Annotated in this window: 15 protein-coding genes; 6 read left to right on the top strand and 9 right to left on the bottom strand. The window is 66.1% G+C overall.

The window, feature by feature from the left end; all coding sequences use genetic code 11:
* Positions 1 to 8 precede the first annotated feature (8 nt).
* Entirely contained in the window at positions 9 to 662 is a 654-nt protein-coding gene (locus C7449_RS06180; RefSeq protein ID WP_108001892.1) for a response regulator, read from the bottom strand.
* Positions 663 to 726: 64 nt separating this feature from the next.
* Entirely contained in the window at positions 727 to 1,158 is a 432-nt protein-coding gene (locus tag C7449_RS06175; protein WP_108001891.1) for a hypothetical protein, read from the bottom strand.
* Positions 1,159 to 1,269: 111 nt separating this feature from the next.
* Here C7449_RS06175 and C7449_RS06170 point away from each other — a divergent pair, with 111 nt between their 5' ends.
* Positions 1,270 to 1,614 carry a DUF952 domain-containing protein gene (locus C7449_RS06170; RefSeq protein ID WP_108001890.1) on the top strand — a complete coding sequence of 115 codons (345 nt, stop codon included), beginning with the start codon at positions 1,270 to 1,272 and terminating at the stop codon, positions 1,612 to 1,614.
* Position 1,615: 1 nt separating this feature from the next.
* Positions 1,616 to 2,698, top strand: a complete 1,083-nt coding sequence (locus C7449_RS06165; RefSeq protein WP_108001889.1) for a quinone-dependent dihydroorotate dehydrogenase — start codon at positions 1,616 to 1,618, stop codon at positions 2,696 to 2,698.
* Here C7449_RS06165 and C7449_RS06160 read toward each other — a convergent pair.
* The 3 genes from C7449_RS06160 to C7449_RS06150 all read right to left on the bottom strand — a co-directional run bounded on the left by C7449_RS06160 (position 2,674) and on the right by C7449_RS06150 (position 4,901).
* Entirely contained in the window at positions 2,674 to 4,026 is a 1,353-nt protein-coding gene (locus tag C7449_RS06160) for an MATE family efflux transporter (protein ID WP_108001888.1), read from the bottom strand. The two genes, C7449_RS06165 and C7449_RS06160, sit on opposite strands and share 25 nt — an antisense overlap.
* A 100-nt stretch (positions 4,027 to 4,126) precedes the next feature.
* Entirely contained in the window at positions 4,127 to 4,633 is a 507-nt protein-coding gene (locus C7449_RS06155) for a CAP domain-containing protein (RefSeq protein ID WP_108001887.1), read from the bottom strand.
* 1 nt (position 4,634) lies between these two features.
* Positions 4,635 to 4,901 (bottom strand): DUF6460 domain-containing protein, encoded by a 267-nt coding sequence (locus C7449_RS06150; protein ID WP_108001886.1) that lies wholly within the window; start codon positions 4,899 to 4,901, stop codon positions 4,635 to 4,637.
* Between the two features lie 160 nt (positions 4,902 to 5,061).
* On the opposite strand from C7449_RS06150, the gene C7449_RS06145 reads away from it, so the two are divergent.
* The 3 genes from C7449_RS06145 (at position 5,062) to pdeM (ending at position 9,545) form a co-directional block, all read left to right on the top strand.
* Positions 5,062 to 6,009, top strand: a complete 948-nt coding sequence (locus tag C7449_RS06145; protein ID WP_108001885.1) for a methyltransferase — start codon at positions 5,062 to 5,064, stop codon at positions 6,007 to 6,009.
* Positions 6,010 to 6,232: 223 nt separating this feature from the next.
* The gene (locus C7449_RS06140) at positions 6,233 to 8,812 is read left to right on the top strand and encodes a ligase-associated DNA damage response DEXH box helicase (protein WP_245414295.1); all 2,580 of its coding nucleotides are present in this window, start codon (positions 6,233 to 6,235) and stop codon (positions 8,810 to 8,812) included.
* Positions 8,813 to 8,819: 7 nt separating this feature from the next.
* Positions 8,820 to 9,545 (top strand): ligase-associated DNA damage response endonuclease PdeM, encoded by a 726-nt coding sequence (gene pdeM / locus C7449_RS06135; protein ID WP_108001884.1) that lies wholly within the window; start codon positions 8,820 to 8,822, stop codon positions 9,543 to 9,545.
* Positions 9,546 to 9,556: 11 nt separating this feature from the next.
* Here the strand turns inward: pdeM and C7449_RS06130 are convergent, their stop codons facing one another.
* The gene (locus tag C7449_RS06130; protein WP_108001883.1) at positions 9,557 to 10,114 is read right to left on the bottom strand and encodes a dihydrofolate reductase family protein; all 558 of its coding nucleotides are present in this window, start codon (positions 10,112 to 10,114) and stop codon (positions 9,557 to 9,559) included.
* 90 nt (positions 10,115 to 10,204) lie between these two features.
* Between C7449_RS06130 and C7449_RS06125 the strand changes: the two genes are divergently transcribed.
* Positions 10,205 to 10,732, top strand: a complete 528-nt coding sequence (locus C7449_RS06125) for a winged helix-turn-helix transcriptional regulator (protein ID WP_108001882.1) — start codon at positions 10,205 to 10,207, stop codon at positions 10,730 to 10,732.
* On the opposite strand, the gene C7449_RS06120 is transcribed toward C7449_RS06125, so the two are convergent.
* From C7449_RS06120 to C7449_RS06110, 3 genes are all read right to left on the bottom strand, one after another.
* Positions 10,729 to 11,526 (bottom strand): TIGR02186 family protein, encoded by a 798-nt coding sequence (locus C7449_RS06120; RefSeq protein ID WP_108001881.1) that lies wholly within the window; start codon positions 11,524 to 11,526, stop codon positions 10,729 to 10,731. The genes C7449_RS06125 and C7449_RS06120 overlap by 4 nt on opposite strands.
* Positions 11,526 to 12,449: a sulfite exporter TauE/SafE family protein gene (locus tag C7449_RS06115; RefSeq protein ID WP_108001880.1), complete on the bottom strand. Its 924-nt coding sequence runs from the start codon at positions 12,447 to 12,449 to the stop codon at positions 11,526 to 11,528. The genes C7449_RS06120 and C7449_RS06115 overlap by 1 nt, the downstream gene beginning before the upstream one ends.
* 455 nt (positions 12,450 to 12,904) lie before the next feature.
* Positions 12,905 to 16,630 (bottom strand): peptidoglycan-binding protein, encoded by a 3,726-nt coding sequence (locus tag C7449_RS06110; protein ID WP_108001879.1) that lies wholly within the window; start codon positions 16,628 to 16,630, stop codon positions 12,905 to 12,907.
* Positions 16,631 to 16,673 lie beyond the last annotated feature (43 nt).

Here is a 16,673-nt window from a genome sequence, read left to right as displayed (position 1 = left end):
ACCGGCCGTCAGACCACTGCCGACGTGGCGCCGATCTTGCCGAGCTGGATGACCGCCTGGGTGCGGCTGTCAACGTTCAGCTTGAGCAGGATCGCGGAGACATGTGCCTTGACCGTCGCCTCGGAGACCCCGAGTTCGTAGGCGATCTGCTTGTTCAAGAGCCCCTCGCCCACCATTGAGAGGACGCGTGACTGCTGCGGCGTCAGGGTGCGCAGGCGGTTGATCAGGTCGCCAATCTCGGCGTCCTGCTCGGTGCCGCGCTCGTAGCCGACCGGCGTGTAGATATTGCCGTCCAAAACGGCGGCGATGCCCTTGCGGATTTCATCGATCGAGGCGGATTTGGAGATGAAGCCGGAGGCGCCGAGGTCGAGTGCCCGGCGGACGGTCGCCGCATCGTCGCTGGCCGAGACGATCACGACCGGCAGGCTCGGATACTCGGCGCGCAGCATGATCAGGCCGGAAAGGCCGCTGCCCCCCGGCATGGTGAGATCGAGCAGCATCAGGTCGGCGTTCTGGTGTCGTGCGGCTGCCGACCGGGCCGCTTCGAAGTCACCGGCCTCCACCACCGCCGGCTCGTCGTGCATCGCCAGCAACGCCTGCCTCAGCGCTCCCCTGAACAGCGGATGATCGTCGGCTATGATGATCGTCATTCCTGTCGTCATGCTGGCCCCTCCCCAAGAGCACGGTCATGATCGGCCTTGCCGGCGGGGCGTCGCGAAGGCGCGCTCAGGTCTTTTCCGGCAACTGGTCCGACTGCGAGCCCGCCTTGTGGTCGCCCCCTTCCAGTGTCTTCACGATGTCCATGAAGCGCCGCATTATTCTTTCCATGACGCCCATGGTCCGGTCAATCTCCTCGTCGGTCGGGAGGTGCGGTTTATCGGAATACAGCCCGGATCCCTGTGCCTTTTCCAGCGCTTCTACCCGCTTCGTCAGCAGGTCGAGCTCCGTCTCGAAGGCGGCACGCTCGTCGGCGGCCATGCGGCAGGCGATCTGGCCGGAGGCCTCCTTGCACAACGACACCTCGCCGGTGCGCGTATCAAGCCGAACGAAGCCCTCGGCGGTGCGTTCCATCTGGTAGCGTCCGTTCTCTGCCGCCGTCGCCGCACCGGCGACCAACAGTGGAAGGACAAAGGCGAGACCTGCAAGCGACCTGTGCATTCGACTTCCTCCTGAAACCAACCCCGGAATAGAATTTGTCCGTGGACTTTCCGGCCACGATGCGGCAAGCGCTGCAACCAGCGCCGTCCGCAATCGAGCAGGAAGCACGCCATGTCCGACACTATATACAAAATCGTCCCGGCAAGTCTGTGGCAGGCCGCCCGACAGCAGGGCCGCTTCGAGGGTGCGCCAGTCGATCTCGCCGACGGGTTCATTCATTTTTCGACCGCGGCACAAGCGCCGGAGACGGCGGCAAAGCATTTTTCCGGCCAAACCGATCTGCTGCTGGTTGCCATCGACGGGGCGGCGCTCGGCGCGGCGCTCGTCTACGAACCGTCGCGCGGCGGACAGCTGTTTCCCCATCTCTACGGTGCGCTGCCGCTCGACGCGGTGCGCTGGGAAAAGCCGCTGCCGCTTGGCGCCGACGGTCGTCACGTCTTTCCGGAGATGAATTGAGATGACACTGGCCGATCTCGCCCGGAAGGGCCTGTTCCTGTTTGATCCCGAGACTGCGCACGGACTTTCGATCGCCGCGCTGAAGGGCGGCGTGATTCCGGCCTGCCGGCTTCGAGCCGACCCGCGCCTGCGCCAGACGATCGCCGGCCTCGAATTTGCGAACCCGATCGGCATGGCCGCCGGCTACGACAAGAATGCCGAGGTTCCGGAGGCGCTGATCCGTCTCGGTTTCGGCTTCGCCGAGATCGGGACGGTCACGCCGAAGCCGCAGTCGGGCAACCCCAAGCCGCGCATCTTCCGGCTGACCGCCGACGAGGCCGTCATCAACCGGCTCGGCTTCAACAACGAAGGCCATGCAGCGGCGCTGCGGCGTCTTCAGGCCTGCTCGCGCCAGTCGCTGATCGGCGTCAACATTGGCGCCAACAAGGACAGCGAGGACCGGATCGGCGACTATGTCACCGGGATCCGCACCTTCTACGACGTGGCGCGCTACTTCACCGCCAACATCTCTTCGCCGAACACGCCGGGCCTTCGCGACCTGCAGGCGCGCGAGAGCCTTGCCGCCCTCCTCTCCGCCGTTTTGTCCGCCCGCGACGAACAGGAGGCTCGCAGCGGGCGCCGCGTGCCGGTCTTCCTGAAGATCGCGCCGGACCTGACCGAGGAAGGTCTCGACGATATCGCCGAGGTGGCGCTCGCCGTCGACCTCGACGGCCTGATCGTCTCCAACACGACGCTGTCGCGCGACGGCCTGACTGACCGGGCGCAGGCGGGCGAGGCCGGCGGCCTTTCCGGCCGGCCGTTGTTCGAAAAATCGACGACCGTTCTGGCCAAGATGCGCCAGCGCGTCGGCCAAGCCTTGCCGATCATCGGCGTCGGTGGCGTCAACTCGGCGGAGACCGCCGCGGAGAAGATCCGCGCCGGCGCCGATCTCGTCCAGCTCTACTCCTGCATGGTCTATGCCGGCCCGGGCCTGCCCGCCGGGATCGTCAAGGGACTGTCGGCTCTCTGCGACCGCGAGGGCCTGGCCTCGATCCGCGACATCCGTTGCAGCCGCACCGCCTACTGGGCCGAGCGGAAGATCTGACCGGCGAGCCGCGGAACGCGGGATGCGAGAAACAGCCCGCGAAAGGCAAGAAACAGGTTCAGCGACAGCCAGAGCCCGTGATTGCCGAAGAGCGGCACGAAGATCGCGAGCGCCGCCAGGTAGCCGAGAAAGGACAGGATCATCATGTTGCGCATCGTCGCCGACCAGGCCGCGCCGATGTAGACGCCGTCCATCTGGAAGGCGAGCGCGCCGGTGATCGCCGTCAGCGCCGCCCAGGGCAGGTAGGTGGCGGCTTCCGCGCGGACGGTTTCGGTGGTCGTCAGCAGGGCGATGACGTCGGTGCCGAACAGGAAGAACAACAGCGCCGTCGCGGCGCCGAGCCCGAAAGACCAGAGCATGGTGAGCCGCACCGCGCGGTCGAAGGCGGGGCGGTGGTTCGCGCCGATCGAGCGGCCAACGATCTGTTCGGCCGCGTTCGCCAATCCGTCGAGATAGTAGCCGGCAACCAGGAAGATGTTCATCAGCACCGCATTGGCGGCCAGCGATAGCGGCCCGAAGGACGAGCCGATGCGGGTCATGAGCGTGAAGGCGGCCAGCAGCACGAAGGTGCGGATCATGATGTCGCGGTTGAGCGCGAACAGCGCCCGCATCCGCGCGGCCGTGAAGATCGCTCCCCTCGCAGGACGATCGGCGCGGTCGAAGCGGCGCAGAACCAGCACGAGGCCGGTCAGCATGCCGGCCGTCTCGCCGATCAGCGCCCCGCCGGCGATCCCCGACACGCCCCAGCCGTAGTGAAGGCCGAGCACGATCGAGAGTACGATGTTGACGCCGTTGATGATCGCCTGCAGCAACAGGCCCGTCATGCCCCGGCCGCGCCCGAGCACGAAGCCGAGGATGGCGTAGTTGGCAAGCGCCATCGGCCCGGCCAGGATCCGGATCGAGAAATAGGTGATCGTCGCTTCCGCGACGCCGGGCGGCGGCGCCATCAGCACCAGCCCGGCCTTCAGCAGCAGCGGCGAGGCGAGCGCGATCAACAGCCCGCAGCCGATGGCGATCGCAAGCGCCCGCCAGAAGATCGCCTGTTCCTCGCGCCGGTCGCCACGCCCGAATGCCTGCGCCACGAGACCCGTCGTCGAGGCGCGCAGGAAATTGAAGCTGCCGAGGATCAGGTCGAAGAGCACGGCGCCGACGGCAAGGCCTGCCAGCGCCTCGGCCGAACCGAGGCGACCGGCGACGGCCGTGTCCGTGATGCCGAGCAACGGCGTCGTCAGGAAGCCGAGCGTCATCGGAATGGCGATCGACAGCACCAGCCGGTGCGTGACCTCGAAGGGACCGGCCCCCTCGCTTGCTCTGGCCGATGCGTCCATGTTTCCTTCCCGCCCTCCAGCGCCTCGCCCCCGATGGTCCCGGCACCCGCTCGGCGCTCGCCCCCTATTCACGCTGAGCCGGGCATGCCCGACTCAGGTGCTAGCTCGACAGCACCATTGCCCAATAGGGCCGGTTTCCGGAAGCCGGGTGCCTCGCCTCGGCGACGCCGAGGCCGCGGTAGCCGGGACCGAGCATGTTTGCGAGGTGCTTGGGGGAATTGACCCAGGCCTGAAACGCCCGCGCGGCATCGGCCTGACCGACAGCGATGTTCTCGGCCGCCGGCAACGGCACTGCCATGCCCTTCATGCGCTTGGCGAAGTTGGCGCCGAGCCCGATGTTGTGCGCCATCTTGCCGGCCGAGGCCATGCGTCTGGCCTGATCGAGGGCGGCACTCGCTGCGGCGGGATGGCGGGACAGCGGCTGCAACCCGCGCTCGCCGCGCAGCTTGTTGATCATCGCGAGCGTCGTGTCGGTACGGTCGCTGCCGTGCGAGGCGTTATCTATCTTTTCCGTCGTCGTACAGCCGGCAATCGCGGCCGCAGCTGCGCCGACGGAGATCGCCAGAAGGGTCCTGCGACCGATCGGTTTCGTCGTTCTGGATGTCATCTCAGCGTCTGTAGCTCAGGATTCGAATGAGGAAGAAGACCGGCACGACGATCACCGCGCCGAGCATGAGATAGTCACCGACCCGGCCGAGCGCTTCAAAGCCGGTTTCCCAAAGATTGATCACGAAGTCGCGCACGCCCCGCAGGATGTCTTCCGGGTAGAGGCCGAAGACCGACATGAGGAAGCCGAGAGCGACCGACAGGATCAGCAGCTTTACGATTATTCGCAACGGCGTATCGCCGAGGAATCTGTTGACGCCATCCGACATGCGTTCGCTCCTGTTGTTGCCGCTCCGCCTCTTAAGCCGCCGCTGCGTGGGCTGCAAGACGCGGTTTTTTCATGTTCTGCCACGGAATCGCGGCGAATCCACTTGCATTTTGCCGAAGCCTCGACAATTACCGTGTTCACCTCGCAGTCCAACGCAAATCATGACAGCCGCCACGCAGCACTCCTCCGGCGATATCCTCGCCGATCGCCGCGCCGACTATGCCCGTCTGCTCGCCGAAAACGGCGACTATTCGGGCGCGGCGGAGCTTATGGAGCAGGCGCTGGCGATCACCCCAGATTGGGCGGCGGGTTGGTTCCGGTTTGCGGAATATGCGGAAAAATCCGGCCAGAAGGAGGCGGCTGCGGCCGGTCTTGCCAAAGTGCTCTCCCTGGCCCCCGCCGATCCGTTCGGCGCGGGGCTGAAGCTCGCGGTGCTCGGCGCGAGCGGCGTTCCCAGCGCACCTCCGAGCCGCTACGTCGAACAGCTGTTCGACGACTATGCCCAGCGCTTCGATACCGCCCTTGTCGGGCGTCTCGACTACAGCGTGCCGGAAAAGCTGGCCGCCCTGATCTGCGAACATTGCCCCTCCACGACATTCTCCTTCGTCACCGACCTCGGCTGCGGCACCGGGCTGTTCGGCGAGCGGATCCGCGACCGGGCCAGCTTTCTCGAAGGCTTCGACCTGTCAGCCAGGATGCTGGCGAAAGCGCGGGAGAAACGGCTCTACGACCGGCTGGCGCAGGCAGACCTTACGCTTTCCCCCGCCGAGAGCGGCGTGTTCGAGGCGGGGTTGCCGCGGGGCCGCACTACTCTTGCAACGGCCGCCGATGTATTGATGTATCTGGGCGAGCTTGCACACGTGTTTACGACAGCCGCGGACCTGGTCGCTTCGGGCGGCTACTTCGGCTTTTCTGTAGAGGACGCCGCCGACGGCGAGGACTACGTGCTCCGGCCGTCGCTGCGCTATGCGCATGGCGAGGCGCATGTGCGCCGGCGCGCCGACGCTGCCGGCTTCGCCATCCTGCAGGCTTGGCAGACGGTCATCCGCAAGGACGCCGGCGAACCGGTGCAGGGACGGCTGTATCTGGCGAAGCGACGGGCGTCGTGATCGAACTGCTGCAATGTTGCCCTGCACCATTTGTGGCCCGGTGGTGCTGATCCTGCTTTAGACATTGGAGGCCTCGCCGGCAGGTATTTCGTGATGTCGGGCTCGCTCAGGCGGTCTTCAGTTGCTTGTCGTCCAGATGCTGCAAGACGGAAACCGACTGAGAGGCGCTCTACCGCCCGCACAGCACCTTCCCTTTCAGACCCGTTCGGCTAGTTTCACTCCCGTGACCGCGAGCGATTCTGCCAGCCGGGGCGCCTCCCCGCTTCCAAAACCTTTTGCCGACTGGTTTGCGGCAAGGGGCTGGGCGCCGCGCGCGCATCAGCTGGAGCTGCTCACCCGCGCCCGCGCCGGCGAGAGCCTGCTGCTGATCGCGCCAACCGGTGCCGGCAAGACGCTCGCCGGCTTCCTGCCCTCGCTTACAGATCTCTTCGCGCGCGGGAAAATGCCGCCCGGCTCGGCCTTCACCGGCATCCACACGCTCTACATCTCGCCGCTGAAGGCGCTCGCCGTCGACATCGAGCGGAACCTGACCAAGCCGGTCGAGGAGATGGGGCTGCCGGTGACGATCGAGACGCGCACCGGCGACACGCCGCAGGCCAAGCGCCAGCGCCAGCGGCTGACCCCGCCCGACATCCTGCTGACGACACCGGAGCAGCTGGCGCTGCTGATCGCCAACGCCGAGGCCCCGCGCTTCTTCAAGGACCTCAAATTCGTCGTCTTCGACGAACTGCACTCGCTCGTCACCTCCAAGCGGGGCCACCTGCTCTCGCTCGGGCTGGCGCGACTGCGAAAGCTCGCTCCCGGCCTGCGCACCATCGGCCTTTCCGCCACTGTCGCCGAACCGATGGACCTGCGCCGCTGGCTGGTCGGGCAGGCGCCGGAAGCTGACAACCATGCCGGCCTCGTCCTCGGCCCGAGCGGCGCAAAGCCGATCATCACCATCCTGAAGAGCGAGGAGCATATCCCCTGGTCGGGCCATTCGGCGCGCTATGCCATGCCCGAGGTCTACCAGGCGATCCGCGAGCACCGCACCACGCTGCTCTTCGTCAACACCCGCAGCCAGGCGGAGATGCTGTTCCAGGAGCTCTGGCGCATCAATGAGGAGACGCTGCCGATCGCCCTGCACCACGGCTCGCTCGACGTGGCGCAGCGCCGCAAGGTCGAGTCGGCGATGGCGGAGAACCGGCTGCGCGCCGTCGTCGCCACCTCGACGCTCGACCTCGGCATCGACTGGGGCGACGTCGACCTCGTCATCCATGTCGGCGCGCCGAAGGGCGCCTCGCGGCTCGCCCAGCGCATCGGCCGCGCCAACCACCGCATGGACGAGCCGAGCCGGGCGATCCTGGTGCCGGCCAACCGCTTCGAGGTGATGGAGTGCCAGGCCGCCCTCGATGCGAACTATGTCGGCGCCCAGGATACGCCGCCGATGACCGCAGGCGCCCTCGACGTGCTCGCCCAGCACGTGCTCGGCATGGCCTGTGCGGGCCCGTTCGACGAGAACGCGCTCCTTGCCGAGGTCATCTCGGCCGCACCCTACGCGGCGCTGCCGCGGGAGACCTTTGCCCGCGTCGTGCAGTTCGTCGCCACCGGAGGCTATGCGCTGCAGACCTATGAACGCTATGCCAAGATCCGGAAGACGAAGGACGGGCTCTGGCGTGTCTCCAACCTGCAGGTCGCGCAGCAGTACCGGCTGAACCTCGGCACCATCGTCGAGATGCCGATGCTGAACCTGCGGCTCGTCAAGCGCAACGCGCGCGGTTCGCTCGGTCGCGGCGGTGCGGCGCTCGGCAAGGTAGAGGAGTATTTCCTGGAGACCATGTCGCCCGGCGACACGTTCCTCTTTGCCGGCAAGGTGCTGCGCTTCGAAGGCATCCGGGAGAACGAATGCCTCGTCAGCCAGGCCTTCTCGCAAGATCCGAAGGTGCCGGTCTATGCGGGCGGCAAGTTCCCGCTCTCGACCTACCTCGCCGAGCAGGTCCGCGTCATGCTGGCCGACCCGGACCGCTGGCGCGAGCTGCCCGGCCAGGTGCGCGAATGGCTGTCGATCCAGCGCGATGTCTCGATGGTGCCGAAGCGCGACGAGCTGCTGATCGAGACGTTTCCGCGCGGCAGCCGCCACTACATGGTCGCCTATGCCTTCGAGGGCCGGCTCGCCCACCAGACGCTCGGCATGCTTTTGACGCGCCGCCTCGAGCGCGCCGGGCTGAAGCCGCTCGGCTTTGTCGCCACCGACTACTCGCTGGCCGTCTGGGCGCTCGACGACCTCGGCGCCGCCTTCGGAGCCCGCCGCCCGTCGCTCGCCGATCTTTTTGATGAGGACATGCTCGGCGACGACCTTGAGGCCTGGCTCGACGAAAGCTGGATGCTGAAGCGCACCTTCCGCAATTGCGCCGTGATTGCCGGACTTATCGAGCAGCGCCATCCGGGACGGGAAAAGACCGGCCGGCAGGTCACCGTGTCGGCCGACCTCATCTATGACGTGCTTCGCAGCCACGAGCCGGACCACATCCTGCTCGAGGCGACGCGCCATGATGCGGCATCGGGCCTTTTGGACATCGAGCGGCTCGGGACTATGCTTGCGAGAATCAGGGGCCACATCACCCATCGGCCGCTCGACCGCATCTCGCCGCTGGCGATTCCCGTCATGCTGGAGATCGGCAGGGAGACGGTGGCCGGGGAGGCGCATGACGTCGTGCTGGCGGAAGCGGCCGAGGACCTGATCGCCGAAGCGCTCGGCGAAGCGGCGATGCAGGACGTAATGAGGCGGGCGGACGACAACGACCGCTGGACGGAACGAGAGTGAAGCGGTGATGCACAGATTGGCCCTGGCGGCCGCGGAAATGCAGGACTTCGGCGCGGTTTCGGCGCGAACGCTTATCGCCGGCGTCGAGGCGATCTGCGACCCCTTCGGGGCGCTCTACCTGCCGCAGACGCGCCTACTCGTGATATCCGACCTGCATCTGGAAAAAGGAGCCGCATTCGCACGCCGCGGCATGCTGCTTCCGCCCTACGACACGCTCGCCACGCTGAGGATTCTCGAGGCGGTCATCGCCCGCCACGATCCGGCGATCGTCGTCAGCCTCGGCGACAATTTCCACGATCGCGTCGGCTCCGCTCACCTGCCGCAGGAATTCCGCCAGCGGATCGAGGCCATGGCGCGCGGCCGCGACTGGATCTGGATCAACGGCAACCACGACCCGGACGGCACCACCGGCCTGCCCGGTCAGTCCGCCGACGAGCTGCACTATGCGGGCCTCGCCTTCCGCCACGAGCCGTCGCTTGCGGCCGGGGACGGCGAAATCGCCGGGCACCTGCATCCGTCGGCGACGGTGCGTCGGCGCGACAAATCGGTCCGCCGGCCGTGCTTTGCGACCGATGGCCGGCGCCTATTGATGCCCGCATTCGGGGTCACCACCGGCGGGCTGGACCTGCGGCATCGCGCAATGAGCGGGCTGTTCGAGCGCGACAACCTCGTCGCGCATCTGCTCGGGCGCGACCGCGTCTACTCGGTGCGGTTCGCCAACCTGCTGGCTTGACGGAATACTCCTTAGTCCGGCTTCGGCGCATAGCGCAGGATCACTGTCCCGTTCTTCAACGGGCGCGCCTCGATGAGGTCGAAGCGCTGCTGTGCCTCGCCGTCCTTGAAGAAGCGGTTTCCCTTGCCGAGCACCGTCGGCACGAGGCCGATCATCAGTTCGTCGACAAGGCCAGCCTTCAGCAGCGTGTCGGTCAGATCGGCGCTGCCGAAGACGAAGATGTCCTTGCCGGGCTCCGCCTTCAACCGCGTGAGCTCGCCGACGATGTCGTCGGTCGTGCGGGTGTTGTTCCAGTCCGAACTTTTCAGCGTGTGCGAGGCGACGAGCTTCGGAAGGGCGTTCATGAAGGCCTTGGTCTCGCCCTCTTCTTCCGTGGTCGTCCAGTACGTCTTCATGCCCTCGTAGGTCGTCCGGCCAAAGACCAGCAGCCTTGCGCGCGCGCCGAACGCGTTGCTCATCGCCGCAAGCTCGTCACCCCAGGCGTGGCCATGAAAGGCCAGATCCCATTTTTCCTCGCCTTCGAAGCAGCCGTCGAGCGTGATCAGGTTCCATACGATGAGCCGGCTCATTTTGCTTCTCCCATTCAGGTTGCAGAATGCAATCGGTTGAAGACTATGCAGACCAGTGGCAAAATGCAATCAGATTCTCTGGAGACCGCAATGAAGGACGAACATCGCTCTGGCTGCCCGATCAACCTGACGCTCGAGATTCTCGGCGACCGCTGGAGCCTGATCGTGATCCGCGACATGATGTTCGGCAACCGCCGCCACTTCCGTGAGCTTCTGACCCGATCCGAGGAAGGCATCGCCTCCAACATCCTGTCCGATCGCCTGAAGCGGCTGACGGAGAAGGGTCTGATCACCAGGGCCGACGACCCGAGCCACAAGCAGAAGGCGCTCTACAGCCTCACCGAAATGGCGATCTGTCTCGTGCCGCTCTTTGCGCAGATGGGTGCCTGGGGCCGCCGGCACCTGCCGGTCAGCGAGGAACTGAGCATTCGCGCCGAGCTTCTTGAAAACGGCGGACCGGCGATGTGGGAGGCCATGATGGCAGAGTTGCGCTTCATCCACCTCGGCATGGAGCGGCCGGCGCGCTCCGTCCTCGCAGAATTGCAGCGCGCCTACGAGCAGGTCGTAGCGCGAACCGCTGCGGCGCCCCAGCCTGAGGCAGCGTCGCCGCAAGCCTAATCCTTGCGGAAGACGATGCTCGCGATCCAGCCGGTCAACAGTGCGAGAACGACGGCAAGCACGCCGTAGGAGAGCGGATGGCTGTAGGCAGCGTTGGAGATCATCTGCTCCAGCCCGGTCTTGACCACGCGCAGCGGCAGCGCCTTCTCGCTGATGAAGACACCGTCGCGGAACAGATGCGCGCGCACCACATGGGTGCCGTTCGGCACGTTGGCGGGCAGCTTCACCGTGGCCTTGAAAAGGCTGGCGCTGATGAACTGCACGCCGCCCGGGTCACGCTGGTAAAAGCCGCCGGTTTCCTTCAGGCGCCGCAACGACTCGCGAAATTCGGAAAGATTGCTGCCGTCGCCGATATAGCCGATCGGATCGAGCCGGATATGGTGCAGCCCGACGCCTATGCTGTTGAGGACCTCGTCCGAAGCGATTTTCTCGACGTCGCGCGTGCTCGACAGCGAATAGGATTCCGGCACCAGCTCGAAGGTCATCGAGCGCCGGTTCACCCAGACGCCGAGCACCCGCTCCTTGCGGCGCACCGTCAGGTTGTCCTTGGGGCCTTCCAGGGCCACGACGATGTCGTACTTGCCCTGCGCGAGTAGGTTCGGATCGTAGCCTTCGATCGCCCCGAAGATCGTCAGGTCCGCGCCGCGGAAGTCGGAGGTGATGGCGATCTCGTCGGTGGAGATGCCGATTTCCATCTTCTCGGTCGCGGTGCTCGGCGGCTTGTCCTGAGCGGCGGCAGGCAGAACAAGCGCCCACACCAGGGCAGCGGCGAGTGCAGCAGGAAGGGACTTCATCAATACCCCCATTCGCTGACGACGGAATAGATTTCCTCGGGCGTCAGCACCAGGTCGACCGCGAGACGCAGGCCGACCGCGAGCACCAGGAGCGCCAGCAACGCGCGCAATTGCTCACCGCGCAGCCGCTGGCCGACGCGTACACCGTATTGCGCGCCGACCACGCCGGCCACCATCAGGATGAAGGCCAGCACGATATCGACCGAATTGTTCGTCGTCGCCTGCATGATCGTCGTGTAGGCGGTGACGAAGATGATCTGGAACAGCGAGGTTCCGACGACCACGTTGGTCGGGATCCGCAGCAGATAGATCATCGCCGGCACCATGATGAACCCACCGCCGACACCCATGATCGACGTCAGCACACCGATCGAGAAGCCGAGCACGCCGAGCGGAATGACGCTCAGATAGATCTTCGACTTCTTGAATTTCATCTTCAGGGGCAGGCCGTGCACCCAGTTGTGGTGGCCGGGCTTGCGCAAGCTGGCGGGCTGGTTCTTGGCCGCACGGCGCAGCGCGTTGACGCTTTCAAACAGCATCAGCGCACCGACGGTGCCAAGCAGCGCCACGTAAAGCAACGAGATGACGAGGTCGAGCTGGCCGACGCGACGCAGCAGCGCAAACAGCCAGACGCCGGCCGTCGCGCCACAAAGGCCGGCGATCAGAAGCACTGTCCCGAGCTTGATGTCGAGCGTGCCGCGGCGGAAATGGGTGATCGCGCCGGAAATCGACGAGGCAACGACCTGATTGGCGCCAGTCGCCACCGCCACGACCGGAGGGATGTTGTAGAAGATCAATAACGGGGTGATGAGGAAGCCGCCGCCGACGCCGAACATGCCGGAGAGAAACCCCACCGCAGCGCCCATACCGAGAATGATGAAGATGTTCACCGAGAGCTCGGCGATGGGCAGATAGACCGTCACAGCATTACCCCGATGGGCACGCGGCCCAAACCTCGGCGCCCCCGAACGCCGTCTTCACCTGGAGCGCATTCGCAATTCTCGAAGACGCTCATCTTCCTGCGTCACGGGCAACTTCCGGACGCAAAGCCGCTGCGCTCATCTGCTGGAAATTGCCCAGTATCGATCGAATTCGGCCGAACCGAATTCGCATGAACGGAACCGCCAGACAGTTCGCAGGCCGCCTGTCCGCCGGTCCGAAACGTTGTACCGTCAGCCCCCAGAAGGTTTGCATACGCTACCGAGCGCCGCCAGGGCACGGGCTTGACCGTGACCGGGCCGTCGACCGGCCGCCTACTTATAATTCTGAAGCGGCTTGTGGTTTTTTCATGTTCCGTCATGCCCGCGCCTGAAGGCGGCGTCAACTCGGAGTAACGGTTCAAGCGAGGGGTTTATGCGGCACGACAGCCGTTCGGGGCTCAACCCGGCTGCTTGTTGCGTTTGAGCAACTCGTTGACGAGCCGGTCGTCGATCCTGCCGGTCTCCGGCTGGCCGACCGACTTCTGGAAAGCCCTGATCGCCTGCACCGTTTTCGGCCCCAGTTCGCCGTCCGGCGTTCCGGCCTGGAAGCCGTTGTTGTTGAGGATGGCCTGGATGTTGCGGATCGCCCTCTTCATGTCGACGGAGGCAGTCTTGGTGCCCTTGCCGACCCACTCGTCCGGCAAATCCACCGCGTTGGCCTTGTCGTCGAGCGGCTGCTCCTTCCAGGCTTCCAGCTTCGCCTTCGCGCTTGCAAGCTGCTCCGGCTTCATGGCGTTTTCCACCTCGTCGCGCTTCTCGGCGGCGTCACGGTCCCCATCGCGCGCTGCGATCGCAAACCACTTGTAGGCCTCCTCGAAATCCATCGTCACGCCGTTGCCGCGGGCATACAGGACCGCGAGATTGAACTGACTGTCGCGAACACCAAGATCGGCCGCCTTCTTGAACCACTCGGCAGCAGCGGCAAGATCCGGTTCCTTGCCGCCGCCCGTGGCAAGCAGCACGGCCAGATTGTGCATGGCGCTGGCATTGCCCTGCTTGGCCGCCTGCTCGTAGAAATCGCGAGCCTTGTCGAGGTCGCGCTCGACGCCCTGTCCCTTTTCGTAGAAGCTGCCCAGGCGGTATTGGGCCGGGGCGAAGCCGCGCTCGGCCGAAAGCGCGTACCAGCGTGCCGCTTCGACGAGGTCGATCGCAACGCCGCGACCATCGGTATAGCGCGCGCCGATTTCGAACAGGGCCAGTCTGTCCCCCTCACCCGCCGACTTCGCGAGCGATGCCGGCTCGATTGCCGGCGGTACGATGATGACACCGGCCTTGCTTCCTGCCGGCTCGACGCTGGCGACCGCGTGTTCGTTCTCAGTGGGCGCCGTAGCATTCTCACCAGCATCCGCGGCAGCGGCGATCGGCTCGAAACCGCCCGTCGGGACGGCCGCGGTGCCGAGCGGCCTGGTCATCTGCTGGGCACCTGTCGCCGCAACCGCCGGCGCAGCAGTGTCCGGCCCGGCGCGTTCCGCCGTGGCACCTTTGTTCACGTGTACATCGTCCGCAGGAACCGCGACCGGTTCCAGGGGCGCGGCGGACGACGGAACCATTGCTGTTTCAGCGTTGCTTTCGACAGGTTCGGCCGTGGCCGACGCGGCTGCAACGCTGGCCTGCTCGCGTTCCGCCAGCTTCGGTGCCTCGTCGCCACGTACCAGCGTGTTGACGAGCGGATAGGACATGATTGCCAAAAGGATAGCGCCGACAGCCATCATGATCGGCCGGCGATGGCGGCCGAATTTTGAGATGGCTGCACCCGCGTCGGATGCGTTGCGTTCCGGCGCGATGCTGGCGATCGCATCGGTTTCCTCGGCGGCCAGGCGCGCTGCGCGGCGAGCCGCGGCGATGTAGTCGGCCTTGCCGGCGTCGTCGCGAGACGCCCGCCCTTCGCCGGACTGGCTGGCGCGAACACGTTCGAGGATCTTGCGCACATCCGGTGCGCCAGAGCCCGGCTCCAGGAGCTGGTTGGCGATCTCGGGCGCCATTTCATCGCCCGGGTCCAGCGACGGCGCGGGATCGATCTGCTGGCGCTCGACGGGAGCGGACGGCTCCTTCCAGGCCGGAGCGAAGCGACGGGCAAGACCAGCGATCAGGCTGGGCTTGCCGGTCTTCGTCGCGGCGTTTTCGACCTCGGCTTCCATGACGTCAGACTCGGCAACGGCGACTGCCGCACCCTGCTCGCGGACCGAAACATCTTCATCCGCCCCACGCGCGGAAACTCCATGGCGCAACGCGTCGAAACCATCGTCGACAAACGGGTATTCGTCTGTGTGGAAGACCGGCGCGGCATGATGCGCCGCCGCCGGTGCGGCTTCGCGTGCCTCTTCCCGATCGTGGTTATCCCGCGTTGCATCGAGCTGTTCCAGCCGCGCGGCGATCTGCACCAGCGTATCGTGCAGCGCGTCGAAGGTCCGGGCCGTCCGCTCCTCTCCAGAGCGCATCATGTCCTCGAGCGTGCGCAGGTCTTCCGCCAGCGCAGCGATCGCAGCGATGTCGGATGGCGCCTCGCCGGTGTTGCCATTGTGCCGGTAGGCCTGCATCACCGCCTCGGCTGCCTGCCGGGCGGCCTCGACGATGTATTCGTCGTTGGTCGCCATATAGTCTTCGATCGTCGCCATGCGGCTGTCGAAATCGGAGGGCAGCGCGGTGGCGGTTGCCGGCTGGGGAGCGCTGATGAGCGTCGAGAGATGGGCAATCTGTGCCTCGAGGCCGCGCAGGGCGCTGCCATCTTCCAGCGGGGCCGTGCTGGCTCGGTCGAGTCGTTCGGCGATCGCCTGCAGCCGGTCTTCGATCGACGCGAAATGCCCGCTGGAGAGCATCGGAGCGGCCGGCACGTCGAGTTCATCGATGCGGCGGGCGATCTGCTCGAGCCGTTCCGCCAGCACCTCGTTGACGGCACCCTGGTCGAGCGCGTCGATCTTGCGGGAAATGTCATTCAGATGATGGGCGAGGTCCGCACCTGCGGCCGGTGCGCGCTGCCCCTGCTCGATCATCGCCGAAAGCTGCTCCAGCCGCTCCTCGAGGCGAATCGCAGCCTTTTCGTTCGTCAGTTCCTCGATGCGATAGGCGAGCGCTTCCAGCCTCTGACCGAGGCCCTGCTCCGGCGCGGGCCGATGCGCGATCGCGTCGATCTGGTCGGAAAGAACCGAAATGCGGCCCTCGATGCGCTGGAACAGCGCCGCGTCGCCGGAGGAGGCGTTCGCGCGGCTGCTGGCCGCGATGGCACGGCTGATCTCGTCCAGCCGCAGGTCCAGCCCCTGGAAATGCGAGACGAAGCGACGGTCGTCCGGTTGCTGGACGCTGCGACCCAACGCCTCTACCGCCTGCCCCATTGCCTGCAACTGGCGCTCTAGGTCGCGCAGCGCCGGGGTTGGGCTGGCGGAGTGGATCTGCGCCTTCAGTTCGTCGAGCCGGTAGGCGAGCGCCAGCAGTTCGTCGTCGCGGCTCTGGTCGAATGCCGTGAGCTTCTGCTCGACGCCGTTCCAGCGATCTTCCATCCGGCGCACCGTATCCTCGCGGGCAAGCCCGTCGAGCACCGAGCGGAGCTCGTCGAACTCGATGCGCAGGCTGTCGGCCTCGGAATGCTCCGACTGGCGGCCGAGCTGGCCGATGCTCTGCGACAGCCGCTGCAGGTCCTCGCGGAGATCATCGCCATGATCGCGCATCTCGGCGGACTGACGGATCGCGCGCATTTCGGCGCGCAGCATGTCCATCTCGCGGGCGACGCCCTCGGCAATGTCTCGCTTCAGGTCCTGGCGGAGACCGAGGAGCGCCTGGGCGATTTCCCTGGCGGCGAAGTCCGGCGCGCCCGGCGGCTGTGTGCGCTGGGGGGCATGAGCGTCAGGTGCGGCCGGCCGGTGCTCGGCGCTGGTCGCCAGCCGCTCGCGACTCGCCTCCAGCACGCGCTGGCGTTGCCTGATCTCGCTCACCGGATCGTTCCGGAGTGCCGCCGACGATACCGGTTCCTGGCGAGTCGGTTCCGCTCGGCCGTAAGCCGCGCCGCGACCGCGTTCCCGGGCGCCCATCAGCCCTTCGATTCGCGCCTCCAGGCCCTCGATGGTCCGATTCAGCGCATCGAACGACGACCTGTCGCCGTAGCGGGGAGGATTGGCTCGCGATCCGTTCATGTTCTTCGCCTCGCTTGGGAGCCCGTCGGCCCGCCGGGAGAAC

This window comes from Mycoplana dimorpha (genome assembly GCF_003046475.1).
Lineage (GTDB): Bacteria > Pseudomonadota > Alphaproteobacteria > Rhizobiales > Rhizobiaceae > Mycoplana > Mycoplana dimorpha.
Note: the sequence above shows the minus strand (reverse complement) of the source record. Positions and strands in the feature narration are given on the sequence as shown.

What these genes read in the sequence shown, in the direction of transcription:
- C7449_RS06145 (WP_108001885.1), top strand. Translation starts at nt 5,062, where the DNA reads ATGACAGCCGCCACGCAGCACTCCTCCGGCGATATCCTCGCCGATCGC.
- C7449_RS06125 (WP_108001882.1), top strand. Translation starts at nt 10,205, where the DNA reads ATGAAGGACGAACATCGCTCTGGCTGCCCGATCAACCTGACGCTCGAG.
- C7449_RS06175 (WP_108001891.1), bottom strand. Translation starts at nt 1,158, where the DNA reads ATGCACAGGTCGCTTGCAGGTCTCGCCTTTGTCCTTCCACTGTTGGTC.
- C7449_RS06150 (WP_108001886.1), bottom strand. Translation starts at nt 4,901, where the DNA reads ATGTCGGATGGCGTCAACAGATTCCTCGGCGATACGCCGTTGCGAATA.
- pdeM (WP_108001884.1), top strand. Translation starts at nt 8,820, where the DNA reads ATGCACAGATTGGCCCTGGCGGCCGCGGAAATGCAGGACTTCGGCGCG.
- C7449_RS06180 (WP_108001892.1), bottom strand. Translation starts at nt 662, where the DNA reads ATGACGACAGGAATGACGATCATCATAGCCGACGATCATCCGCTGTTC.
- C7449_RS06155 (WP_108001887.1), bottom strand. Translation starts at nt 4,633, where the DNA reads ATGACATCCAGAACGACGAAACCGATCGGTCGCAGGACCCTTCTGGCG.
- C7449_RS06130 (WP_108001883.1), bottom strand. Translation starts at nt 10,114, where the DNA reads ATGAGCCGGCTCATCGTATGGAACCTGATCACGCTCGACGGCTGCTTC.
- C7449_RS06120 (WP_108001881.1), bottom strand. Translation starts at nt 11,526, where the DNA reads ATGAAGTCCCTTCCTGCTGCACTCGCCGCTGCCCTGGTGTGGGCGCTT.
- C7449_RS06160 (WP_108001888.1), bottom strand. Translation starts at nt 4,026, where the DNA reads ATGGACGCATCGGCCAGAGCAAGCGAGGGGGCCGGTCCCTTCGAGGTC.
- C7449_RS06110 (WP_108001879.1), bottom strand. Translation starts at nt 16,630, where the DNA reads ATGAACGGATCGCGAGCCAATCCTCCCCGCTACGGCGACAGGTCGTCG.
- C7449_RS06165 (WP_108001889.1), top strand. Translation starts at nt 1,616, where the DNA reads ATGACACTGGCCGATCTCGCCCGGAAGGGCCTGTTCCTGTTTGATCCC.
- C7449_RS06170 (WP_108001890.1), top strand. Translation starts at nt 1,270, where the DNA reads ATGTCCGACACTATATACAAAATCGTCCCGGCAAGTCTGTGGCAGGCC.